Consider the following 21,925-nt stretch of genomic DNA (forward strand, 5'->3'; position numbering starts at 1 on the left):
ACTCCTTATGCTGTATTCCGATCGATACCGTCCTCCGAACGGGCGGGCGGCACCACTTGTACGCTACAGCGTCACGATCGTCCCTAGCTGGAAGATCAGCCCAGCGCGTCCCGCACCAGCGGAGCGACCCGGGTGCCGTACAGCTCGATGCTCGTCATGAGTCGCTCGTGACTCAGGGTGCCGATGCTGTACTTCAGGTCGAATCGGGAGAGGCCGAGACCCTGTGCCGTTGCGACGATCTTCGCCGCGACGGTTTCCGGTGATCCGACGAACAGGGCGCCTTCCGGCCCGGCATCGTGCTCGAACTGCTCGCGGCTCACGGGACCCCAGCCGCGTTCCCGCCCGATGCGCTCCTGCATGGCGGCATAGTGCGGCCACATCTCCTCGCGAGCCTGTGCATCCGTCTCGGCGACGTACCCCGGGGAGTGCTCGCCGATGGGCTGGGTCGGGCGCTTGAATTCGCCGAGGGCGCGGTGGTAGAGCTCGACGAGGGGCGCGAAGGCGAGGGGCGAGCCGCCGATGATGGCGAGCATGAGCGGGAGGCCGTAGTGGGCGGCGCGGACGACGGACTGCGGGCTGCCTCCGACCCCGATCCAGGTGCGAATGGACCCGGACTCTGTCGGCGGGTACACGCTCTGGTCGGTGAGTCCCGCACGGGTCGCCCCCGCCCAGGTCACCGGTTCTTCCTTGAGCAGCTCGGAGAAGAGGTTGAGTTTCTCCTCGAAGAGCTGTTCGTAGTCGCCGAGGTCGAGACCGAAGAGCGGAAAGGATTCGGTGAAGGAACCGCGGCCGAGGATGACCTCCGCGCGGCCGTTCGACAGGCCGTCCAGGGTCGCGAAGCGCTCGAACACCCGGACCGGGTCATCGGAGCTCAACACCGTCACGGCAGAACCGAGCCGGATGCGCGTGGTCTGCCCTGCGATCGCCGCGAGCACGACCTCGGGCGCCGACACGGCGAAGTCCGTGCGGTGGTGCTCCCCGATGCCGAAGAAGTCGAGTCCGACCTGCTCGGCGAGGACGCCTTCCGCGACGACGTTCCGAAGTACCTGTGCATGGTGCAGGGGTGCGCCGTCGGCGTCCCAGGTCACGTCTCCGAAGGTGTCTAGTCCGAGTTGAATCTCCTGTGCCATGCCATGCTCCTCTGTTGCCGGTCCTGGGTGTGCCGGGTCTGGTCCTGCCGTGCGTTCCTGCACGTGTCTATGCAAATGCATCAACTAGCGGAACCCGGCGCACCACGCTGGTATTCCGCCCGGATCGCATGATCGTGTCAGCATCCGTCGTTCACCGCCACGTCGCGACTGAACGCTCCCGGAGCTTCCGCCTCGCGACCCCTGACGAAGCACCCCGCCCGGCAGAGACCGGGATGGGCTGGTCACCCCTCGGCGTCGAGGTAGTACCACTGCCGGGCGACGCGGGTGAAGCGGCTCACCTCGTGCTGGGCGCTCCGCATCCCGCCCTGGCGGCAGTATGCGGTGAATTCGACCAGGCCGGCCGAATCGAAGGGGCCACCGCTTTCGACACGTTCGATGTCGAGGCGGGTCCAGCGGAGGGTGTCGTCGAGTTCGAACTGCCCCGGGCGGGTACTCGGATGCCAGGTGTGGAGCAGGTAGTCGACGTCGCCGAGGACGAAGGCGGAGTACCGCGATCGCATCAGGCGCTCGGCCGTCGGTGCGGGGGTCACGCCGGCGTGCAACGGGCCGCAGCACTCGGAGTAGCGTTCTCCGCTCAGGCAGGGGCACCGTTCCGGTCGTTGCGCCGCCGGATCGGCGCGGGGGTCACGGGGATTCGGCACAGCACCATTATCGCTGCTCCCGGAACGCCCGGAGGGAGAAGTCCGGGCGACAGGGTCAGGGGGGAGACGGGTCAGCGGCGGATCAGCGGCGGGTGAGTAGCGGGTCAGTGCTGTACGTCCGACTCCGGTTGGGCACGCAGTTCGGTCGCGTCGTCTCCCTCGGCGACGCCGACCAGTCCGGCCGACTCACCGGCCTCGCCGGTGTCGGGCCCGGGAAGCAAGTAGGACACGAACCAGTCACTCGCGAGGTTCGCCGCCGCGGCCAGCGCGCCGGGTTCCTCGAAGAGGTGGGTCGCACCCTCGACGACCGCGAGCCGGTTGCGGCAGCGCATCCGGGTCCTGGCCCGGCGATTGAGGTCGAGCACTCCCGGGTCGGTACCGCCGACGATCAGGAGCGTCGGGGCCGTGACCTCCGGTAGCCGGTCTCCGGCGAGGTCGGGGCGGCCGCCGCGACTCACGATGGCCGCGAGGCGGTCGTCGGCGTCGGCCGCGGCCCAGAGCGCCGCACCCGCACCGGTGCTCGCCCCGAAATAGCCGATCCGGCATGACCGGGTGTCCGGCCGGTCGAGGAGCCACTCGGTGGCCGCCGCCAGTCTCCCGGCGAGGAGCCCGACGTCGAAGACGTTGGCCCGGTCCGATTCCTCCCCGGGCGTGAGCAGGTCGAGGAGGAGGGTGCCGAGGCCCGCGCGATGCAGCACGTCGGCGACGAACTGGTTGCGGGGGCTGTGCCGGCTGCTGCCGCTTCCGTGGGCGAACACGACGACCGCGGGGGCATTCTCCGGGAGGTACAGGTGTCCCTCGAGGACGACGCTGCCGACCGGGATCTCGACGTCCCGGTCCAGGCCCGACCCACCGGCGTGGCGACCGGTACGGATCCGCCGTGCCGCGGCATCCAGCAGCGCGGTCACTTCGTCGTCGGTCGTGGCCGCGAAGTCGATGTAGTGGTTGCCGACGGCCACGAGCCGCCGCGGGACATGGACGCAGACGAGTTCGTCGAAGCCGGTGAGGTCGACGAGCGCTTCCGCCGAGGCCACCGGCACGGCCAGGATCACCCGGTTCGCTCCGTGCAGCCGGGCGACGTCTCCGGCCGCACGCGCCGTCGCACCCGTCGCGATGCCGTCGTCGACGATGACGACAGTGCGACCGCGCACGTCGATCCGTTCCCTGCCCGCGCGCAGTTCGGCCACGCGGGCGTCGAGAATGGCCCGTTCGCGACGTTCGACGGTCGCGAGTTCCTCGTCGCTGATGCTGGCCATCGAAAGGATGTCCGGGTTGAGTTCCCGGACGCCGCCCTCTCCGATCGCTCCCATCGCGAGCTCGGGCTGGAACGGCACCCCGAGCTTGCGCACCACGATCACGTCGAGCGGTGCGCCGAGTACCCTGGCGACCTCTGCGGCGACGGGCACCCCTCCCCTCGGCAGTCCGAGCACGATCGTGTCGGCACCCCGCAGGTACTGGAGCCGCTCGGCCAGCTGCCGGCCGGCATCCACCCGATCACTGAACAGGACCATGCCCCCACCTCCTCGACTGCAGATTCGTTCACCATCATGGTCCGGTGCGGCGGATCGCAACAGGGCCGATCCGGGAAGGGACCGGCCGGGCGCCGACGCATGCCGCAACGGGAATGACCTATGTGCCGGTACTGCACCGAAGAAACACGGCAGAGCCTGCGGAGAATGCCTGCTTAGACCGCGACGAGTGCGCGCAAGCCCGGGTGCAGGTCACGCAGGGCGCGCTCGACGCGCGCGTGCAGGGTGAACCCGACGGCGGGGCATCCGCTACAGGAACCGGTGAGGCGCACCGTGACGACGTCGTCATGCGCCGAGACGAGCTCGACCACGCCGCCGTGGGAGCGGATGAAGTCGCCGACCCGCCCAGTGAGCACGGTCAGGGCGCACGCGGCGAGGTCGGCGTCACGCGTGCCGGGCGTTGTTGGAAGGACGGGAACCCAGCCCGCGGGATTCCCGAGGGCGGCGTGCAGGGCGCTTCTCACGAAGGCTCCCTGGGACGCCCAGCTGCCGGTCGCGGAGAGGCACGTCGTGACGGCCGCGACCTCGACAGTGAGTGCGGTGAGCACCCCGGTCTCGGCCAGGCGACCGAGCTCACCCGGTGCCGACCGAACCTCGCCGGTGAACGCGAGCGTACCGGCCGGCATCACCCAGCGGAGCGCCTCGGGGCGCGAGTCAACGGCTTCCGGGTGCAGCGGAATCATGTCAGGCCGTCCCGGTCGCGAGTGCGACGACGCCGTGGACGACCCACGCCGAGCCCCAGGCCAGCACGAACATGTATCCGAAGGCGATGGCCGGCCACTTCCAGGTGCCGGTTTCCCGTTTCATCACGCTCACCGTGGACATACACTGCAGCGCATAGACGAAGAACACCAGCAGCGCGGCGATCGTCGGGGCGGTGAAGACCCGTTGCCCCGCATGGGCGCCGTCCGTGTATGTCATGGCGGCGAGGGCAGCTGAGGGGTTGTCCGGGTCGTCCGCTGCCGCGATCTGGCCGAGCGTGGCCACGAACGTCTCCCGTGCCGAGAGGGAGGCGACGACGCCGATGTTGACGCGCCAGTCGAAGCCGAGCGGCGCGAAGACCGGCTCGACGGCCCGGCCGATCGACGCAGCGGCACTGTGGTCCATCACGAAGGACGTCACTGCGCCCTCATCGGTCACGTCGACGCCGGATGCCGTCAGCTCGGCGGTCGAGTGCAGCGGGAAGTTCAGGAGGAGCCACAGCACGATCGTCGTCAGCATCACGATCGTTCCGCATTTGCGGAGGAACGCCCGGGAGGAATCCCACATGGTGAGGCAGATGGACCGCAGCGTCGGGACCCGGTACGGCGGCATCTCCATGTAGAACGGCATCAGGAGGCCGTTCCTGTCCTGCACGGTCTTCACGATCCAGGCGGCGAGCATGGCCGAAACGGCCCCGAGGAAGTACAGGCAGAACATGATGACGCCCTGGGTCTGCAGCGGGCCGATGCGGGACTCCGGGCTCACGAGCATCCCGATCAGGAGGATGTAGACCGGCAGCCGTGCCGAGCACGTCATGAGGGGCGCGCCCATCATCGTGGCGATGCGGTCCTTGGCGGAGGGCAGCGTACGGGTCGCCATGATCCCGGGGACCGCGCACGCGAAGGAGCTCATCAGCGCCACGAACGCCCGGCCCTCGAGCCCGGCCCTCGACATGATCCGATCCATCAGGAACGCGGCCCTGCACATGTAGCCGACGCCCTCGAGCAGGGAGATCAGCAGGAACATCAGCATGATCTGCGGGATGAAGACGACGACGGCGCCCACCCCGCCGATGATCGCGTCACCGAGCAGGCCCGCGAGCCACGGAACGGGGACGTACCCGTCGACCAGGTCGGCGAGCCAGCCGAAGAACGTCTCGACGAGGCCCTGCAGCGGCGCCGCGAAGGAGAAGATGATCTGGAAGAAGGCGACCATGACCGCGACGAAGATCGCGGTGCCCCACACGGGGTGCAGCAGCACCGCGTCGATCCGCTGGGTGGTCTTGTCCGGCTGCGCCGGGCGGTACTCGCTCGCCAGGAGGATGGATTCGGTCCAGGCTTCGAGCTCGGCAGGGTCCGTCGGTGGATCGAGCACGGGCCGGGACCAGCTTCGCCAGCCCGCGATTTTCGTGCGGAGTTCGGGGATGCCCACGCGCCGGTTGCCGATCACCCGGACGACCGGCACCCCGAGGGCCCGTTCGAGACCGGGAATGTCAAGGCGCCCGCCGCGGGTGACGAGTTCGTCGGTGAGGGTCACGGCGATGCACACCGGCCGGCGCAGGCGCAACACCTGCGACACGAGCCGCAGCGATCGCCAGAGGGTCGTCGCGTCGATCACGACGACCAGGGCGTCGGGCAATTCGACCCCGGTGAGCCGGCCCTGCAGCAGGTCGGTGACGATCTGCTCGTCCGGGCTCACCGGTTCAAGGCCATAGGTGCCCGGGAGATCCTCGACGACGAAGTCCTGGCCGGCAGCGCGGAAGACGCCGACGGACCGGCCGACGGTGACGCCGGGATAGTTGCCGGTCTTCGCCCGGAGGCCGGTCAGGGCGTTGAAGATGCTCGTCTTGCCCGCGTTCGGGCTGCCGACGAGTGCCGTACGGGGAGCGCCGACGACGACGGTGCCGCCGCTTGGACCACCGTGGCAGTCCGCCCCGCCCGCTGCGTCCGTCACAGTGTGGTGGTCACAATGTCGTGGTCACGCGGATGCCGCGGGCCTGGGCCGCGCGGAGGCAGATGTCGTAGCCGCGTACCCGGTACACGGCAGGGTCGCCGACCGGCGCCCGACGGAGGAGTTCGATCCTGGCACCGGTGACGAAGCCGAGGTCGCCGAGGCGACCGGAATACGGGGCCGTTCCGCGGTCCCCCACATCGACGATGCGGGCAGGAACCCCGATCGGGAGAGCCTCGAGGCCGCAGGGATCCGGCACCGGTGTGGTCGCAGCCGCAGGCAATTCACGAACCCGGTGCGTCACTCTCACTGCAGGCTCTCCTCGCCCTCCGGCTTCCCCGCAGAATGCGGAGCGCATACCGACAGCCTAGTCGAAGTTAGGACAGCCTTACCTAGTTGCGCGTACTGCACTCCTCTGGCGCACATATTCCATCACCGCGAGCACTAGGTTCCCTAAAAATTGCGAACCGACAACTGAGCCAAAACAATATCCGCAAACTGCAGTACTTCAAACACCTATCCGTCCGCTCCGGCAGAATTTATGGTCGTATCATTCCAATTGCCATCCGAACTGCACAAGATCGCCGCAATTCAGGTCCTCGAGATGACTAATGCGACAGGGATGGACGAGTTTTTCTTGCATGCAATCCCATCCGACAGAAGTATATGGATGGCTATTCACTTACAAATTCCGCTTTCTGCTTTTTAAATCTCTTTTAATCAGGACTTTACTTGGACGAGATGGTGGTGATGAAAGAACAGATGACTCCATCTGTAAAACTGACACAGAAGGCATGTGCTTGTCTTAGTCCGTTCTCCATATATACTTAGCGAACTGAAGCCAGGGAGGCGATTGTCATTTCCACGAGCGCAATACTGAAACAGGCTTGGTCCGCTGTTGAAGAAGCGAACCTGCCAGAGAAGATCCACGAGGTAGCGTTCCGGGAAGCAGTGCGACTTATCGCACCGCCCGTGCCGGCACCCGTGCCGTTTCCTCGGACCGGACAGTCCGCTCCGAGCACCGCCAACGCTGCGAAACTGACACCGTCCGGCGGTACCACGGGAGGCGGACCCAGATTGGGTGAGAACGCCATCGCCCTGTCCGACGATGAGCTGGTGCAAAAGGTGTCGAATGGCACTGGTGCAACCGCCGCCGCGTTGAGCAACTTGATCTATCTGGACGATGGCGCATTGCGCTTGAACCTCCCCGGTATCAAGTTGGGCAAGAATAACGCCGACCGAACACGGACGATCGCGGCGATCTTCACCATCGTCCGTTCTTTCGGTCTCGACGAAGATGACACCTCAGTTGAACTGGTGCGAGAGGAAGCACAACGCCTCAAGTGCTATGACTCGGCGAACTTCTCTTCACAGCTGAAGGCGCTGCAGGGTTTTGTGATCAAGGGGACAGGGAACTATCGCCGGATCCAGGCCAAAGGCCCAGGTATCACTGACTTCCCCGGGCTGGTAGCCAAGCTGACCGGAGAGTCCTGATGCTAACTGGATCGAATAGCGTTATGCCAACGGCAGCGAGAACTTCGGGCGCGAACTTAACGCTCACTGAATCGATCAACGTCGCATGGTCCTCAGTCAAGGAATCTGGCGTGCCCGACCACATGCAGGGGCGCGCCTTCACCGAGGCGCTGCGCTCGACCCTCAATTCGGTACAACACGCCACTGCAACTGGCCACGGACTCGGGACTCCGTCAGTGTCTCGAGAGGAACCTGATGGTCGAAAAGCTGAAAGTGGCGGCGAGCAAGAGGCCCCCATTCCTGAGGAAGTTGTATTCCGGCGAGTATCCGACGAAACAGGTATCCCGGTTGACAAGTTGCTGCTCGTCTTTCATATCGACGACGGTGCCGTGAAGCTGATTGGCCAACACACGAAGTATGGGTCCACGACAGCAGAGCAGGCTCGCGCAGTCGCCCAGATCGTGACAGTCGTCCGGAAGGTGGGCATGGGACACAGCGACACGGCTTTCGAAGTAATCAAGGTAGCCTGCGAAAGTAAGCATTGCTACGACTCAAAGAACTTCGCCTCGCAGCACCTGCCGAAAATCGATGGATTCGTGGTCAAGGGCGAGAGCAAGGCTCGACGTCTCGAAGCGAGAGGAAGTGGAATCGCGGCACTCCCTGACCTCATCGACAGAGTGCTGGGCGTTCTATGACCACACTGGACTCCAGGATTCGGGAGGGCCTCCTGGAAGCTGGCATACCGGCTGAACTTGTGACCGAGCTCCTGATCGCGTTCGCTGAAGCTAAGCGTCGCTTCTACCGCAACGACCTAAGGCCCTCCGAAATCGAAGGTGCCCGTTTCTCCGAAGCAGTGTTCCGAATCTTGCAGTGGGCTACTGCAGAGCAGTACACGGCGCTTGGGAGAACCTTGCCTAGCGTCGACGCAATGATGAACACGTTGATCAATGCGGCTTCAAACGACAGTATTCGAATGCATATCCCGCGCACCCTGAGACTGATCTACGACGTGCGAAACAAACGTGACGTCGCGCACCTAAGTGACGGTATAGACCCGAATCAGCAGGATGCAACCCTTGTCGTGCGAAATATGGAGTGGGTATTGGCCGAACTCGTCCGTATGTACAACAACGTAACTGCGGCAGTTGCGCACACCATGATCGTGGACCTTGTATCGAAAGACGTTCCCTTGATTCAGGAATTCGACGGCTTTCCAAGGGTGCTCAAGCAGCTAAGAGCGTCGGATCATGTTCTCGTATTACTCTATTGGCGGGGATCGCAGGGTGCCACGCTCGACGAATTGCAGGCATGGGCGAGGGCGCCCATGCGTGCCAACATGAAGCGAACACTTAAGTCGCTCAATGATAGAGATCTGCTTCACCTTAACCATGACCGGTACGTCTTGACCCACCTCGGCGAAGATGATGTCGAGACGCGGAAAGTACTCGAACCTCAATAAAGTCAGCATCTCATCGTGAGACGGCGCTTCCTCCCAAGTGAGCTATCTGTCTATGGGCTTAGTTTGGGCATCTGGGACCTCGATTCCGAGTCCTATCCGACTTGCCTGGATTTCTTCTCTGAACACCGGGTACACGGTAGGGTCGCCAGCAGTGTCCGACGGAAGAAAATGATCCTGGTGCCTGCTGTGGACGTTGGGGCGTTCAGTGATTGCCCAACCGGCGCTCATTCCGGCGCCTTCGCCAGACGCCGCTCTAGCGCGCTCCCCGCCGACTGCCCGGCACTCAGCGAGAGCAGGACCGACACGAGGGACTCTCCGCCTGCACCCCCGCAGGCAGCGTCGATCTGTGCATACATCCGGGCTTCAACCCCGCGTACGAATCGTTCGGCCTCTTCCCCCGCGCTCGTCAGGGTGAGCACGAGTCGGCGACGATCGGCCCGGGAGTGCAGCCGCTGCACCAGCCCCGCCGCGACGAGTCGATCCACGAGCCTGCTGGGATTGGTGCCGCTCTCGCACACCAGAAGGCGGCCGAGATCCACGAGGCCCACTCCGTTCGGGTCGTCGCCGATCACACGCAGCACCTCGGCCTGGGACGGCGTCAGGGCGCGTGCGCGAAGCTCGCGCGCGAACCAGAGATTGCCGTCGCGCTGCGCCGCGAGAATCGCGTAGCGGATCAGCTCTGCCTGCCTCACGGCTCGATCACGCTCGCCCAGGCAGACTCGAGCAGACCCGCGGCGGCCGGGTCGTGCGCGGCGAGAACCACGGTTCCGGGCCATCGGTCGACGAAGTCGTTCACGTCGCGCGAGGAGCGCACCAATGCGGCGTGCCGACCGATTCCGGGCACCGCGAGCTTCTCGAGGTTCCGCACGTCATACGTCAGGTCTCCCACGAGCAGGATCGGCGGGTGTCCGGCCTGGCGGACCAGAAGCGAGAGGGAACCCGGCGTGTGCCCCGGCGTCGGCAGGAGCACGACGCTGCCGTCGCCGAACAGGTCGCGAGCGTTCCGGAACGGCAGGAGTGCGGCATCCGCTGTCGCCTCGAGCGTCACCCTGTTCCACCGCAGTCCCGGCAGCTCGATGTGCTCGCGAAGCAGTCCGTTGACGGGGGCGAACGGATGCGAAAGCGTCGCCCACTCTGCCGCGCTCACGACGATCTCGGCATCCGACAGCTCGGCGAGTCCGCCGATATGGTCCTGGTGCAGGTGCGAGAGCACCACCAGGGTCACGTCGCTCGCGCGATAGCCCTGTGCGCGCAGGCCCTCCGTGAGCGTGTCCTGCTCGCGGATCGCGAACCGCGCGAGCCGTCGGTAGAGGAACCCGACGAGCCCGTCTGGAAAGTACTCGGGATCGATCACCGACCGCCGGTCTTGTCCGGTGTCGAAAACGACGAGCCCGCGCTCGTGCTCGATCACGTAGACGTTGATGGGCCGAGGCGGTGTCCACCTCCGGGACGTCAGCAACCACCAGATCGTCGGGAGCCCGTTGGACTTCTCGTGCTGGGGTCGGATCCGGACGGAACCGGTGCTGATCACGGAAACGCGTTTCACGGGAGTGATGGGAGCTCGATTCGTCGCGACGGATAAAGTGTTACAACACACTATGTCACGACACAGATTCCGGGAACACTACCCCGCTCCGGGAAATGCCGGATACTGGGTGCGGAAAGCGGAGAAAAGATGACAGGCATCACACCGGGGCGATACCGCCATTACAAGGGCAATCTCTATGACGTGATCGGCGTCGCCCGGCATTCTGAGACCGAGGAAGAACTCGTCGTGTACACGGCGCTCTACGGCGAACGCGGGCTGTGGGTGCGTCCCCTGGCGATGTTCCTGGAATCCGTCAGCATCGACGGCCAGACCGTTGCCCGGTTCGCCCCGATCGACGCCGCCGGCTGACACCCGAGCGGGACCGACGACCGGCCGGAAACAGGAAAAGCCCCGACCGAAGTCGGGGCTTTTCCTGTATTGGTGGATCCGAGGGGATTCGAACCCCTGACCCCCTGCATGCCATGCAGGTGCGCTACCAGCTGCGCCACGGACCCAGATTGTGTTTCAGGTTTTCCCCCGAAACAACTTCTCTAGGCTACTACACGCGGAAGCCTGTTGTGACCACTCAGTCCTGGACCTTGTGGACGGGCAGTTCGATCGGGATGACCGGGCAGTCTTTCCAGAGCCGTTCGAGGGAATAGTACACGCGCTCTTCCTCGTGGAAGACGTGCACGACGAGGTCGCCGAAGTCGACGAGCACCCAGCGGCCCTCGGCGCGGCCTTCGCGGCGCAAGGGCTTGTGGCCGGCTGCGGTGAGCTGGTCCTCGATCTCGCCGGCGATGGCGACGACGTTGCGCTCGGAGCGGCCGGTGACGATGAGGAAGATGTCGGTCAGCGGGAGAGGGCTGGAAACGTCGATCGCGACGAGGTCCTCCCCCGCTTTCGAGTCTGCGGCGGCGGCGGCCAGCTTGAGGAGCTCGAGAGCGTGGGCAGAAGCGGTCATCGAATGAATCCCTGTGTTAGTGAAAGCGAGTGAAATGGCATTAGAAGATGTGGAGGAAGTAGCCGACCGCGAACAGGGCCAGCACGCCGACGGCGAGGACGCCGACGGTCACGGTGAGAACAGTGGGAAGCGTGAGCCCGCGCTGTTTCGGCGGGGCCATGACGCCACGGGTCGACGCATGGGTGCTGACGGCGCGACTGGCGCTCACGGGAGCGATTCCGCTGCGGTGACCACCCTCGTCGAGCTGGTCGAGCATGCGGTCCATCTCGGAGGAGTCGTAGACGTTGGGGTGCACGCCGGTCTCGCCGAGGCTGCGCGGCAGGTCGATCGAGCCCGTGATCATGATCTCGCCGGTGCTCGTGAGCGGTCCCGAGGTGTTGCCCTGGTGCGGGATCGAGGGCAGGATCAGGGCGTTCGTCGTGGTCGGGATGCCGCCGGCGCTCACGCCCTGGTTCATCAGCTGGTCGAACGGTGCGAGGGTCTCGAACCCGGGCAGCAGGTCGTTGTCCTCGCCGCGGTCGAGCGACCAGTGACCGACCGGAGGGTGCAGGGCTCCGGGCCGGGTCTCGCCGAGGGGGCTCGGTGCGACGTCGACCATGAAGGCGATGGGCTGGGGTTCGACGCGGCGGGTCGGCGGGCGGATGCCGTCCGGTACGTCGACGGGCACGGCGGTGTCCGAGAGAGGGCGGGAGGCGGTGAGCGTCGCGACGGCCGCGAGCAGGGAATCTTCGGCGGGAGGCGCTGCGGCGGCCTGCAGGGCACGGAGTTCGCGCCGGGTCAGGGTGCGCTCGCGGACCGGTTCGTCGGCGGGGGCCTCAGCAGGAACCGAGATGAGGACCGGTGTCGCCTCCGGCGCGGCCGGAGACGTGGCTTCAGTTTCGGTCTCGGTCTCAGGGACGAGCTCACCGAGGATGACGGGCCCGGACTCTGCGACGGGCTCGCCGGTCGTTGGCAGGACCAGAAGGGGCTCGGAGGCACTCGTCGAGGCATCCGCTGCCTGGGCCACCGGCTGCGTGTGGTGCGGGGAATGTTTCTGCGCAGCGGAAGGCGCGTCGGGCTGGTGCCCGTTTGCCAACTCGCGCGCTTGACGACGCGTCAGTGGCGGTGGGTTGGTACCCAACGTCATGCCACACTCCGATACAGATGATGCTTTGAGATGTACTGGACGACCCCGTCGGGAACCAGATACCAGACCGGGAAACCCCGGTTCACGCGTGCACGGCAGTCGGTGGACGATATCGACAATGCCGGAACTTCCAGCAAGCTTACGTCCTGGTTCGGCAATCCCGAAATGGTGAGCTCATGTCCCGGGCGACTCACAGCGACGAAATGGGCGAGATCCCACAGCTCCTGAACGTCTTTCCAGCTCAGGATCTGGCGGATGGCGTCGGCACCGGTGATGAAGAAGAGTTCGGCGTCCGGGCGTTGCGCGTGCAGGTCGCGAAGGGTGTCGATCGTGTACGTCGGGCCGACCCTGTCGATGTCGACGCGGCTCACGGTGAAGCGGGGGTTCGACGCCGTCGCGATGACGGTCATCAGGTAGCGGTGTTCGGTCTCGGTGACGTCGCTCTTCTGCCACGGCTGCCCGGTGGGTACGAAGACGACCTCGTCGAGGTGGAAGCTCTGCGCCACCTCACTCGCGGCGACGAGGTGGCCGTGGTGGATGGGATCGAACGTGCCGCCCATGACGCCGATGCGGGGGCGGCGCGCAGTCACAGAGACGGTTCCCCTAGTGCTCGTCGACGCGGCCGTGGGCTGCGGCGTATGCGCGCGCCTTCTCGGCGTGGCGGTTGGCGACATCGCGGTAGGACCAGACGACCGCGCCGAGGGCGCCGAAGGTGACCAGGGCAATCAGGCCATAGACGAACGTCGGCATAAACACTCCATTTCTGCGGGACGGCACGCGAGACGTGCAGTACCGCACCATTCTAGTGGGGCCGTTCGGGCTAGGCCCGCACCTGCCCGGTGCCGCGCACGATCCACTTCGTGCTCGTGAGTTCGGGGAGACCCATCGGGCCCCGCGCGTGCAGCTTCTGCGTGGAGATGCCCACCTCCGCGCCGAAGCCGAATTCGCCGCCGTCGGTGAACCGGGTGGACGCATTGACCATGACCGCGGCGGAATCGACCTCGTTCAGGAACCGTTCGGAGTTGACGATGTCGTTGGTGATGATCGACTCGGTGTGGCCCGTCGAATACCGGCGGATGTGCGCGAGCGCTTCGTCGAGTCCGGCAACGACCGTGACCGCGAGATCGAGGCTCATGTATTCCGTCTCCCAGTCGAATTCGCTGGCGGGGACGGCGTCCGGGAAGAGCGCCTGGACTCGGGAGTCTCCGTGGATGGTGACGCCGGAGGCGGCGAGACGGGCGAGGACGGCGGGCAGGACGCGATCCGCGGCGCCCTCGTGCACGAGCAGGGTCTCGACGGCGTTGCAGACGCTCGGGCGCTGCACCTTCGAGTTGTGCACGATCTCGACGGCCCAGTCCCGGTTGGCGCTCTCGTCGAGGAAGATGTGCACGACACCGGCACCGGTCTCGATGACGGGGACCGTGGACTGGGTGACGACGGCATTGATCAGGCCGGCGCTTCCGCGCGGGATGAGCACGTCGACCTGGCCGCGGGCCTGCATGAGTTCGGTCGCGCCCTCGCGGCCGAAGGGATCGATGGTCTGCACGATGTCCCCCGGCAGGCCGACGGATTCGATGGCCGTCTGGAGGAGGGCGACCAGGACGCGGTTGGTGTTCTCGGCGGCGGACCCGCCGCGGAGGACGACGGCGTTGCCGCTCTTGAGCGCCAGGGCGGCGATGTCGACGGTCACGTTCGGCCGGGCCTCGTAGATGACGCCCACGACGCCGAAGGGCACCCGCACCTGGCTGATCTTCACGCCGTTCGGCAGGCTGCTGCCGCGGACGACCTCGCCGACGGGGTCGGTCAGTAGTGCGATCTGGAGCACGGCGTCGGCGAGGGCGGCCACGCGGGCATCGTCGAGGGTGAGGCGGTCGAGGAGACCCGCGCTGAGTCCGTTCGCGGCACCGGCCGTGAGGTCGTCACGGTTCGCCGCCAGGATGTCGGCCGTGTTCCGGCGCAGGGAATCCGCGATCGCGGTGAGTGCCCTGTTCTTCTGCAGCGTCGGTGTGGACGCGAGGACGATCGAGGCGCGCCGCGCCGAATCGAGGGTCAGGGTGAGCCGGAGGGAGTCGACGGGTGACTGCAACATGCCGGTAGTTTACGGCACGTTCCACGCCTCCGCAGGGCAGGGACCGGACGGGCTACTGCCGCGGCGTCGGTTCGAACCAGGTGCCGACGTAGTCGCCGCGCAGGGCCTGGGCGACGAGCCCGGTCGAGGTGACCAGGACGGCCGTTCCCGCTTCAGCGGCGATCCGGGCCGCTGACACCTTGGTGCCCGCGCCGCCCGTGCCGACACCGGAAGCGCTCGCTCCGAATTCCACGCCGGGAAGCCGATCCCCCGCTGCGATGTGCGGAATGCGTTCTGCCCCGGGGAGATTCGGCGGACGGGTGTAGAGGGCGTCGACGTCGCTCAGCAGCACGAGCAGGTCGGCGCTGATGAGTGTCGCGACAAGGGCCGCGAGCCGGTCGTTGTCGCCGAAACGGATCTCATGGGTGGCGACGGTGTCGTTCTCGTTCACGATCGGAAGGATCCGCAGCCCGAGCAGCCGGTTCATCGCGCGGCGCGCGTTGGACCGGTGCGACGGATTCTCGAGGTCGCCCGCGGTGAGCAGAACCTGTCCGGCGATGATCGAGTAGCGACGGAGGCTGTCCTGGTAGCGGAAGATCAGCAGGTTCTGGCCGACGGAGGCCGCGGCCTGCTGGGTTGCGAGGTCGGTGGGGCGTTCTTCGAGGTTGAGGTACGGCATCCCGGTTGCGATCGCGCCGGAGGACACCAGGACGATTTCGGCGCCTCGGGCGTGTGCCTCGGCGAGGGCGTCGACGAGCGGGGAGATCTGCGACACGTTCGCGCCGCTGATCGAGGAGGACCCGACCTTCACGACGATGCGTGCCGCCGTCTTGATGTCACCCCGCCCGAGCACGCTCACTCGGACTCGTCCTCGGTGCCTTCCGAGCCGGCCGGGGCGCTCTCGCCGTTGTACTCGACCTCACCGGAGGTCCACATTCCGGCGTCGCGCTCGCGGATGAGCTCGGCGCGGGCGGCCGCCTTGGCGTCCATCCGGCCGAAGTACTCTTCGCGCCGCTCGCTACTGGTGCGGCGCTTCGAGTCGTCAAGTCGGGTGTCGGTACCGCGAGGTGCCGTGATGAGTTCCGCCGTCGACGTGAGCGTGGGCTCCCAGTCGAAGACGACGCCGTTGCCGGCACCGATGATCACGGTCGAGCCCGCGACGGCTCCGGCCTTGAAGAGTTCGTTCTCGATGCCGAGCTTGGCCAGGCGGTCGGCGAGGAACCCGACGGCCTCGTCGTTGGTGAAGTCGGTCTGCTGCACCCAGCGCTCCGGCTTGGTGCCGATGATGCGGTAGATGTTGCCGAACGAGCCGCCCTCGACCTTGACGACGAAACCGCTGTCGTCGACGGCCTTGGGGCGGATGATGATGCGCGGCTTGGCCGCGAGGGCCGCTGCGGCCTCGACGCGTCCCGCTTCGACGAGTTCGGCGAGGGCGTAGTTCAGCTGGCGGAGGCCTTCGTGGCTGACGGTGGAGATCTCGAAGACGCGGTAGCCGCGGCCTTCGAGGTCTGCCTTGACGAAGTCCGCGAGTTCGCGGGCCTCCGGCACGTCGATCTTGTTGAGCGCGACCAGCTGCGGACGCTCGAGGAGGGGCTTCTGACCCTCCGGGACCGGGTAGGCGGCGAGTTCTCCGAGGATCACGTCGAGGTCGCTGATCGGGTCGCGGTCCGGGTCGAGGGTCGCGCAGTCGAGGATGTGCAGCAGGGCGGTGCAGCGTTCGACGTGGCGCAGGAATTCGAGGCCGAGGCCCTTGCCCTCGCTCGCGCCCTCGATCAGGCCGGGAACGTCGGCGACCGTGTAGCGCACCTCGCCGGCGTCGACGACACCGAGGTTCGGGAACAGGGTCGTGAAGGGATAGTCGGCGATCTTGGGCCTGGCGGCGGACATGGCCGCGATCAGGCTGGACTTGCCGGCCGACGGATAGCCGACGAAGGCGACATCCGCAACGGTCTTGAGTTCGAGCTGGACGTCGCCTTCCCAGCCGTAGGTTCCGAGGAGCGCGAAGCCGGGGGCCTTGCGCTTCGAAGAGGCGAGGGCGGCGTTGCCGAGCCCGCCCTGGCCGCCGGGGGCGACGACGATCCGGAAACCCGGTTCGGTCATGTCGGCGAGTTCGTTGCCGTCGACGTCCTTGACGACGGTGCCGAGAGGCACGGAAAGTTCCATGATTTCGCTGCTGAAGCCGGCGCGGTGGTCGCCCATGCCGGGGCCGCCGTTGACGGAACTGCGGTGCGGGGACCGGTGGTAGCCGAGAAGCGTGGTCACCTGGGGATCGGCGACGAGCACGATGTCGCCACCGTTTCCGCCGTTGCCGCCGTCGGGGCCGGCGAGAGGCTTGAACTTCTCACGCTTGACGGACACACAGCCGTTGCCGCCGTTGCCCGCGCGCAGGTGCAGCGTGACCTGGTCAACGAATGTGGCCATGGGGGTGCCCCTTTCAGGTGGCGTAAAACAAGCAGAGGGCGAGCCGAAGCCCGCCCTCACGCTTACAGATTGTGGATGCCTACGCGGCAGCCACCACGATGTTGACGACCTTGCGGCCACCCTTCGCGCCGAACTCGACCGAGCCAGCCTCGAGGGCGAACAGCGTGTCGTCGCCACCGCGGCCGACGTTCACGCCGGGGTGGAAGTGGGTGCCGCGCTGGCGGACGATGATCTCGCCCGCTCCGACAACCTGACCGCCGAAGCGCTTCACGCCGAGGCGCTGGGCGTTGGAGTCGCGACCGTTGCGAGTGGAACTCGCACCTTTTTTGTGTGCCATTTGTTCTGCTCCTCGGGCCTAGGCGATGCCGGTGACCTGAACGCGAGTGAGCTCCTGACGGTGCCCCTGACGCTTCTTGTAACCGGTCTTGTTCTTGAACTTCTGGATGACGATCTTCGGGCCGCGGAGGTCGTTGAGGACCTCGGCGGTCACGGTGACTTTGGCCAAAGACTTCGAGTCAGAGGTGATCTTGTCGCCATCGACGAGGAGCACTGCGGCCAGCTCGACGTTGCCGTCCTTGTCAGCCTTGATTCGGTCCATCGTTACGATGGTCCCGACCTCTACCTTCTCCTGCCGCCCACCGGCGCGCACAACTGCGTAAACCACGTTACGTACCTATCTCTGGGGAGCCGTGAGGCCCCGATTCCTATGATGGAAAGTTACTGCGTAAACGGGCCAAGTCGGCCCGTCTCTGTCAGAAAACCTTAGGTGTCAGCGCGGGCTCAGGCCCAACGCACACCAACAGTCGAGTTTAGCTGATCAACCGGCCCCGGTCAAACTGGGGCTGGGATCGACCGGGGATCGTCGGCTCCCCCGGCACAAGGCCGCGGAGAACATACAATCTTGGGATGACCGTGTTGATAGATCAGCCTACATGGCCCGCGCACGATACGGTCTGGTCGCACCTCGTCAGCGACGTGTCGCTGGAAGAATTGCATGATTTCGCCGCTGCGAATGGCATTCCCCGGCGCGGTTTCGACCTGGACCACTACGACGTGCCCGAGCACCGCTACGAGGCCCTCGTGGCTGCTGGGGCACTTCCGGTGGGCAACAGGGAGCTCGTGCTGCGCTTACGCGCGAGCGGGCTCCGCGTTTCGGGACGCGAGCGCTCCGGGCGCTGAACTCCGGCGGTCCTGCGGCGTGTCGCTGGTGCCGCAGGTACACAAAACGGCGGCCGACCGAAGTCGACCGCCGTTCATCCGGGGTGCACCGGAATGCGCTGGACTAGTTCTGCGTCTCCCGTGCCGACAGCACGATGGGCTGCGCGTTCGACGTCGAACCTCCGGCGGTCGTGACCCGACGGCTGCGCGAGCGACCCTGCCCGGGCTGCTTGGGCTCGGGGAGCGACTCGAGCACCGAGTCGAGCAGCTGGTCGGTGACCTGCTTGCTCACGGTGCGGCGGGTGCGGGACGACTTCCGCACCGGGATGTCGAGGATCTCGACGGAACCGGTGTTGGCCTCGGTCGGGTCAGCGGCTACTGCCTGGGTGACGCTCGGCGTCTCCACGGGAGCGACGGGAGCCTCGGCGACGGGCGAGACCGGGGCGGATGCCTCGTTCGCGTCCACCGCAGCGGACACGGGCACCGACGCGGGGGCATCCGGCACGTGGATGATCGGGATGGACCCGGTCAGCGCGCGTGGGATGGTCCTCGCCGCGATCAGGGCGAGGGCGTGCTTGGCGTCCTCGGTGATCCCGTGCGTGCCCGATGTGGCCTTCGCCTGCTCGGACGCGGATGACTGAGAGCCGTTGCCGCCGGAATTCCCGCCGCGGTGGCCGTTGTTGCCACCGTTACCGTTGCCACCGTTGCCGTTGTCGTTGCCGGAGTTGCCCGACTTGCTGCGCGGGCGGCGCTCCTGGGGCGGCTGCGCCGTCTGGCGGTGCTTGGTGACGGGATCGTGGTGAATGACGACTCCGCGGCCCGCACAGGCCTCGCAGTTCTCGCTGAAGGACTCGAGGAGCCCGAGTCCGAGCTTCTTGCGGGTCATCTGCACGAGACCGAGCGAGGTGACCTCGGCGACCTGGTGCTTGGTGCGGTCGCGGCTCAGGCATTCGAGCAGGCGGCGGAGCACGAGGTCGCGGTTGGTCTCGAGCACCATGTCGATGAAGTCGACGACGATGATGCCACCGATGTCGCGCAGCCGCAGCTGGCGCACGATCTCCTCTGCGGCCTCGAGGTTGTTCTTCGTGACGGTTTCCTCGAGGTTGCCGCCGGATCCGACGAACTTGCCCGTGTTGACGTCGACGACGGTCATGGCCTCGGTGCGGTCGATCACGAGGGAGCCGCCGGAGGGCAGCCACACCTTGCGGTCGAGGGCCTTTTCGATCTGCTCGGAGATGCGGTATTCGTCGAAGGCGTCGTTCTCGCCCTCGTAGCGCTCGACCCGGTCGACGAGGTCGGGGGCGACCTGGCCGAGGTAGGTCTGGATCGTCTCGCGGGCTTCGTCCCCGGAGATGACCATCTTCTGGAAGTCCTCGTTGAAGACGTCGCGCACGATCTTGATCAGCAGGTCGGGCTCGCCGTGCAGCAGCGCAGGGGCCTGGACGGTGTCGACGAGCTGTGAGATGGACGCCCACTGCTCGGTAAGGCGGTTGACGTCGAGCGTCAGCTGTTCGTCGGTGGCGCCTTCTGCGGCGGTGCGCACGATCACGCCGGTGTTGTCCGGCAGGACCTCTTTGAGGATCTTCTTCAGACGGGCGCGCTCGGTGTCCGGGAGCTTGCGGCTGATGCCGTTCATCGATCCGTTCGGCACGTAGACGAGGTACCGGCCGGGCAGCGAGACCTGGCTGGTGAGCCGGGCGCCCTTGTGGCCGATCGGGTCCTTGGTGACCTGGACGAGCACCTTGTCACCGGGCTTGAGCGCGAGCTCGATGCGACGGGCCTGGTTGCTGTTGGCGGCGTGTTCCGCGGCGGCCTCCCAGTCGACCTCACCGGAGTACAGAACGGCATTGCGGCCGCGTCCGATGTCGACGAAGGCTGCTTCCATGCTCGGGAGCACATTCTGTACCCGGCCGAGATACACATTCCCGATCAGGGATGCGTCCTGATTCTTGGCGACGTAGTGCTCGACGAGCACGCCGTCCTCGAGGACGCCGATCTGGATCTTGTTGTGCTTGGCGCGCACGACCATTACGCGGTCGACCGATTCGCGTCGGGCGAGGAACTCGGCCTCCGTGATGACGGGACGGCGGCGGCCGGCGTCGCGGCCGTCGCGGCGGCGCTGCTTCTTGGCCTCGAGACGGGTCGAGCCCTTGATGCGCTGCGGCTCGGTGATGAGCTCGGGTTCGCGCGGAACGCGGACCCTGACGACAGTGTTGGCCGGGTCGTCCGCACCGGAACGGTTCTCGTCGCCCGGGCGGCGGCGGGCACGGCGGCGGACCGTCGAGGTCTCGTCCGGGTACTCGTCTCGCTCGGAGCGGTTGTCCGACCGGTTGCGGTCGTGACGATTGTCCGTGCCGTTGTCCTGGCGGTTGGAGTCCGACCGGTTGCCGTCCTGGCGGTTACCCGAGCGGTTGTCCTGACGGTCTCCGTCTGAGCGGTTGCCGTCCTGACGATCGTCGTAGGGGTGTGAATCGTCGCGCCTGGCCCCGGCGCGGGCCGGGAGCGGCACGATGTTCGGCGCCTGGAAGAGAAGAGAGGTCGAGGGCCTGCGAACCGGCTGTGCGGGTTCGTCTGGCGGAGTCGGCTGGTCCACGGTGGTGTCCTGTTCGGCTGGGGTCGTCGCGGTGGATGCCCAGGGTGCGGGCTCCCCCTCGAGGAATGGTGCTGTCGGTGCCTCCACGGTTTCGGTCGCGGCGCTGGGCGCCGGGGCCGTTGCTTCCGCGGGCGCGATCGCCGCAGCGGCTACACGCCGACGGCGGGATCCGAACAGACCTTTGCGTTTTTTGGTGTTTTCGTTGTCTTCCACCATTGCTGGTGCGCTCCTTGACCGTTTTGGGCGACCGCGCCACCCATCCGGCTACTCTCTCGTGCGAGAAAAACGCTTGCGCGTTCACCTCGGGAATCCTTTTCGTTCGCAACCGGCTCTTGGCTCTGGCTGCTAATACCTTTGGTCGTGGGACCAATGAATCTGGGCTGTTACGGCCCATTAAGCCTTCTCTGGCTGTGCTCGAGCGCGGCTCGAGCATCCTCGTTGATTATCGCATGTATTGTTCAGGATCGAGTGCGAGGCGCATGACATAATCCTGAGGTGCATCAGACCGAGCAAATCAAGCGCCCCACCGGGCTCGCCGTCTTTATGATCATCGGGGGTGCGATCGCCCTTGCCGCGGCCTTCGCGCTCACCCTCGACAAGATCGCCATCCTCGAAGATCCGCAGGCGCAGCTCTCCTGCAACTTCAGCGTGCTCGTCGGCTGCAGCACTAACCTCGGCTCCTGGCAGGGTGCGCTCTTCGGTTTCCCGAACCCGCTGATCGGACTCATCGCGTGGACGGTCGTCATCACGATCGGCGCCGCGATCCTCGCCGGCGCCCGCTTCGCCCGCTGGTTCTGGATCGGACTCAACGTCGGTGTGGCGCTCGCGCTCGTCTTCGTGATCTGGCTGATGGGCCAGAGCTTCTTCGTCCTCGACGTGCTGTGCCCGTGGTGCATGGTCACCTGGGTCGTCACGATCCCGATGTTCCTGGCCGTGACCCTGTACAACCTCCGGACGGGCACGATCCCGGTTCCGGCCGGGGTTCGGCGCTTCGCCGTCGGCGCTTCCTCGTGGATCGTCGTCATCACGATCGGCTGCTACCTCGTGGCCGCGACGGTCGCCCAGCTCAAGATGGACTTCCTGCACCGCCTCTAGTCGGACTGCCCAGGCACCCGCCCCGCCCACGGCATCCGCTCGGTCGAACGGATGCCGACTGTCGCCT

The 21,925-nt window shown here is 66.3% G+C and carries 24 protein-coding genes and 1 tRNA gene; 6 read left to right on the forward strand and 19 right to left on the reverse strand.

The features are described 5' to 3' along the window. Positions 1 to 95: 95 nt before the first annotated feature. The 6 genes from E3O44_RS02225 to E3O44_RS02250 all read right to left on the reverse strand — a co-directional run bounded on the left by E3O44_RS02225 (position 96) and on the right by E3O44_RS02250 (position 6,232). Positions 96 to 1,130 (reverse strand): LLM class flavin-dependent oxidoreductase, encoded by a 1,035-nt coding sequence (locus tag E3O44_RS02225; RefSeq protein ID WP_134532091.1) that lies wholly within the window; start codon positions 1,128 to 1,130, stop codon positions 96 to 98. Positions 1,131 to 1,372: 242 nt separating this feature from the next. Further along, positions 1,373 to 1,792: a YchJ family protein gene (locus tag E3O44_RS02230; RefSeq protein ID WP_134532093.1), complete on the reverse strand. Its 420-nt coding sequence runs from the start codon at positions 1,790 to 1,792 to the stop codon at positions 1,373 to 1,375. A 104-nt stretch (positions 1,793 to 1,896) separates the two neighbouring features. Further along, complete coding sequence (locus E3O44_RS02235) at positions 1,897 to 3,303, reverse strand: phosphoribosyltransferase family protein (protein WP_134532095.1); 1,407 nt, start codon at positions 3,301 to 3,303, stop codon at positions 1,897 to 1,899. 173 nt (positions 3,304 to 3,476) lie between these two features. Beyond that, the gene (locus E3O44_RS02240; protein ID WP_134532097.1) at positions 3,477 to 4,004 is read right to left on the reverse strand and encodes a NifU family protein; all 528 of its coding nucleotides are present in this window, start codon (positions 4,002 to 4,004) and stop codon (positions 3,477 to 3,479) included. Between the two features lies 1 nt (position 4,005). Continuing rightward, positions 4,006 to 5,976, reverse strand: coding sequence for a ferrous iron transporter B (gene feoB, locus E3O44_RS02245; RefSeq protein WP_134532099.1), 1,971 nt, complete (start codon positions 5,974 to 5,976; stop codon positions 4,006 to 4,008). 10 nt (positions 5,977 to 5,986) lie between these two features. Beyond that, the gene (locus tag E3O44_RS02250; protein WP_241975960.1) at positions 5,987 to 6,232 is read right to left on the reverse strand and encodes a FeoA family protein; all 246 of its coding nucleotides are present in this window, start codon (positions 6,230 to 6,232) and stop codon (positions 5,987 to 5,989) included. Positions 6,233 to 7,050: 818 nt separating this feature from the next. Between E3O44_RS02250 and E3O44_RS02255 the strand changes: the two genes are divergently transcribed. Genes E3O44_RS02255 through E3O44_RS02265 form a run of 3 tightly spaced genes read left to right on the forward strand, consistent with a single transcriptional unit; the run spans position 7,051 to position 8,905 of the window. Continuing rightward, positions 7,051 to 7,467, forward strand: coding sequence for a hypothetical protein (locus E3O44_RS02255; protein ID WP_134532103.1), 417 nt, complete (start codon positions 7,051 to 7,053; stop codon positions 7,465 to 7,467). 23 nt (positions 7,468 to 7,490) lie between these two features. Beyond that, the gene (locus E3O44_RS02260; protein WP_134532105.1) at positions 7,491 to 8,141 is read left to right on the forward strand and encodes a hypothetical protein; all 651 of its coding nucleotides are present in this window, start codon (positions 7,491 to 7,493) and stop codon (positions 8,139 to 8,141) included. Further along, the gene (locus E3O44_RS02265) at positions 8,138 to 8,905 is read left to right on the forward strand and encodes a hypothetical protein (RefSeq protein ID WP_134532107.1); all 768 of its coding nucleotides are present in this window, start codon (positions 8,138 to 8,140) and stop codon (positions 8,903 to 8,905) included. Before E3O44_RS02260 ends, E3O44_RS02265 begins: the two co-directional genes overlap by 4 nt. Positions 8,906 to 9,129: 224 nt before the next feature. Here the strand turns inward: E3O44_RS02265 and E3O44_RS02270 are convergent, their stop codons facing one another. Together E3O44_RS02270 and E3O44_RS02275 are read right to left on the reverse strand one after the other, a co-directional pair. Then, complete coding sequence (locus E3O44_RS02270; RefSeq protein WP_134532109.1) at positions 9,130 to 9,597, reverse strand: MarR family winged helix-turn-helix transcriptional regulator; 468 nt, start codon at positions 9,595 to 9,597, stop codon at positions 9,130 to 9,132. Continuing rightward, positions 9,594 to 10,451 (reverse strand): N-acyl homoserine lactonase family protein, encoded by an 858-nt coding sequence (locus E3O44_RS02275; RefSeq protein WP_198415856.1) that lies wholly within the window; start codon positions 10,449 to 10,451, stop codon positions 9,594 to 9,596. Before E3O44_RS02275 ends, E3O44_RS02270 begins: the two co-directional genes overlap by 4 nt. Before the next feature lie 129 nt (positions 10,452 to 10,580). Between E3O44_RS02275 and E3O44_RS02280 the strand changes: the two genes are divergently transcribed. Then, complete coding sequence (locus tag E3O44_RS02280; RefSeq protein WP_134532111.1) at positions 10,581 to 10,802, forward strand: DUF1653 domain-containing protein; 222 nt, start codon at positions 10,581 to 10,583, stop codon at positions 10,800 to 10,802. A gap of 70 nt (positions 10,803 to 10,872) precedes the next feature. Here the strand turns inward: E3O44_RS02280 and E3O44_RS02285 are convergent. From E3O44_RS02285 to rplU, 10 genes are all read right to left on the reverse strand, one after another. Further along, positions 10,873 to 10,948: transfer RNA gene (locus E3O44_RS02285), tRNA-Ala, on the reverse strand. A gap of 71 nt (positions 10,949 to 11,019) precedes the next feature. Next, entirely contained in the window at positions 11,020 to 11,397 is a 378-nt protein-coding gene (rsfS, locus tag E3O44_RS02290; protein ID WP_134447942.1) for a ribosome silencing factor, read from the reverse strand. Between the two features lie 40 nt (positions 11,398 to 11,437). Next, positions 11,438 to 12,403 (reverse strand): hypothetical protein, encoded by a 966-nt coding sequence (locus tag E3O44_RS02295; RefSeq protein WP_134532113.1) that lies wholly within the window; start codon positions 12,401 to 12,403, stop codon positions 11,438 to 11,440. Between the two features lie 116 nt (positions 12,404 to 12,519). Continuing rightward, positions 12,520 to 13,113, reverse strand: a complete 594-nt coding sequence (nadD, locus tag E3O44_RS02300; protein ID WP_255454315.1) for a nicotinate-nucleotide adenylyltransferase — start codon at positions 13,111 to 13,113, stop codon at positions 12,520 to 12,522. Positions 13,114 to 13,126: 13 nt separating this feature from the next. Continuing rightward, a complete protein-coding gene (locus E3O44_RS02305; protein WP_241975962.1) occupies positions 13,127 to 13,273 on the reverse strand; it encodes a hypothetical protein in 147 nt (48 codons plus the stop codon). A 70-nt stretch (positions 13,274 to 13,343) separates the two neighbouring features. Next, positions 13,344 to 14,612 carry a glutamate-5-semialdehyde dehydrogenase gene (locus E3O44_RS02310; protein WP_134532119.1) on the reverse strand — a complete coding sequence of 423 codons (1,269 nt, stop codon included), beginning with the start codon at positions 14,610 to 14,612 and terminating at the stop codon, positions 13,344 to 13,346. Positions 14,613 to 14,664: 52 nt separating this feature from the next. Beyond that, complete coding sequence (gene proB, locus E3O44_RS02315; protein ID WP_134532121.1) at positions 14,665 to 15,450, reverse strand: glutamate 5-kinase; 786 nt, start codon at positions 15,448 to 15,450, stop codon at positions 14,665 to 14,667. Next, positions 15,447 to 17,012 (reverse strand): GTPase ObgE, encoded by a 1,566-nt coding sequence (gene obgE / locus E3O44_RS02320; protein ID WP_134532123.1) that lies wholly within the window; start codon positions 17,010 to 17,012, stop codon positions 15,447 to 15,449. The genes proB and obgE overlap by 4 nt, the downstream gene beginning before the upstream one ends. A 79-nt stretch (positions 17,013 to 17,091) precedes the next feature. Beyond that, positions 17,092 to 17,349, reverse strand: coding sequence for a 50S ribosomal protein L27 (gene rpmA / locus E3O44_RS02325; RefSeq protein WP_066595878.1), 258 nt, complete (start codon positions 17,347 to 17,349; stop codon positions 17,092 to 17,094). 18 nt (positions 17,350 to 17,367) lie between these two features. Then, on the reverse strand, positions 17,368 to 17,676 hold the full coding sequence (gene rplU / locus E3O44_RS02330) for a 50S ribosomal protein L21 (RefSeq protein WP_134447928.1): 309 nt from the start codon (positions 17,674 to 17,676) through the stop codon (positions 17,368 to 17,370). A 242-nt stretch (positions 17,677 to 17,918) separates the two neighbouring features. Here rplU and E3O44_RS02335 point away from each other — a divergent pair, with 242 nt between their 5' ends. After that, positions 17,919 to 18,191 carry a DUF4031 domain-containing protein gene (locus E3O44_RS02335; RefSeq protein WP_134532125.1) on the forward strand — a complete coding sequence of 91 codons (273 nt, stop codon included), beginning with the start codon at positions 17,919 to 17,921 and terminating at the stop codon, positions 18,189 to 18,191. Positions 18,192 to 18,294: 103 nt separating this feature from the next. Here the strand turns inward: E3O44_RS02335 and E3O44_RS02340 are convergent, their stop codons facing one another. Then, positions 18,295 to 20,979 (reverse strand): Rne/Rng family ribonuclease, encoded by a 2,685-nt coding sequence (locus E3O44_RS02340; RefSeq protein ID WP_134532127.1) that lies wholly within the window; start codon positions 20,977 to 20,979, stop codon positions 18,295 to 18,297. 279 nt (positions 20,980 to 21,258) lie between these two features. Between E3O44_RS02340 and E3O44_RS02345 the strand changes: the two genes are divergently transcribed. After that, on the forward strand, positions 21,259 to 21,858 hold the full coding sequence (locus E3O44_RS02345; RefSeq protein WP_241975963.1) for a vitamin K epoxide reductase family protein: 600 nt from the start codon (positions 21,259 to 21,261) through the stop codon (positions 21,856 to 21,858). Positions 21,859 to 21,925: the final 67 nt, after the last annotated feature.

The sequence above is a fragment of the Cryobacterium algoricola genome, assembly GCF_004402485.1.
GTDB classification, from domain to species: Bacteria; Actinomycetota; Actinomycetes; order Actinomycetales; family Microbacteriaceae; genus Cryobacterium; species Cryobacterium algoricola.

What these genes read in the sequence shown, in the direction of transcription:
- E3O44_RS02225 (WP_134532091.1), bottom strand. Translation starts at nt 1,130, where the DNA reads ATGGCACAGGAGATTCAACTCGGACTAGACACCTTCGGAGACGTGACC.
- E3O44_RS02235 (WP_134532095.1), bottom strand. Translation starts at nt 3,303, where the DNA reads ATGGTCCTGTTCAGTGATCGGGTGGATGCCGGCCGGCAGCTGGCCGAG.
- E3O44_RS02240 (WP_134532097.1), bottom strand. Translation starts at nt 4,004, where the DNA reads ATGATTCCGCTGCACCCGGAAGCCGTTGACTCGCGCCCCGAGGCGCTC.
- E3O44_RS02260 (WP_134532105.1), top strand. Translation starts at nt 7,491, where the DNA reads ATGCCAACGGCAGCGAGAACTTCGGGCGCGAACTTAACGCTCACTGAA.
- E3O44_RS02265 (WP_134532107.1), top strand. Translation starts at nt 8,138, where the DNA reads ATGACCACACTGGACTCCAGGATTCGGGAGGGCCTCCTGGAAGCTGGC.
- E3O44_RS02280 (WP_134532111.1), top strand. Translation starts at nt 10,581, where the DNA reads ATGACAGGCATCACACCGGGGCGATACCGCCATTACAAGGGCAATCTC.
- rsfS (WP_134447942.1), bottom strand. Translation starts at nt 11,397, where the DNA reads ATGACCGCTTCTGCCCACGCTCTCGAGCTCCTCAAGCTGGCCGCCGCC.
- E3O44_RS02305 (WP_241975962.1), bottom strand. Translation starts at nt 13,273, where the DNA reads ATGCCGACGTTCGTCTATGGCCTGATTGCCCTGGTCACCTTCGGCGCC.
- E3O44_RS02310 (WP_134532119.1), bottom strand. Translation starts at nt 14,612, where the DNA reads ATGTTGCAGTCACCCGTCGACTCCCTCCGGCTCACCCTGACCCTCGAT.
- obgE (WP_134532123.1), bottom strand. Translation starts at nt 17,012, where the DNA reads ATGGCCACATTCGTTGACCAGGTCACGCTGCACCTGCGCGCGGGCAAC.
- rpmA (WP_066595878.1), bottom strand. Translation starts at nt 17,349, where the DNA reads ATGGCACACAAAAAAGGTGCGAGTTCCACTCGCAACGGTCGCGACTCC.
- E3O44_RS02335 (WP_134532125.1), top strand. Translation starts at nt 17,919, where the DNA reads ATGACCGTGTTGATAGATCAGCCTACATGGCCCGCGCACGATACGGTC.
- E3O44_RS02340 (WP_134532127.1), bottom strand. Translation starts at nt 20,979, where the DNA reads ATGGTGGAAGACAACGAAAACACCAAAAAACGCAAAGGTCTGTTCGGA.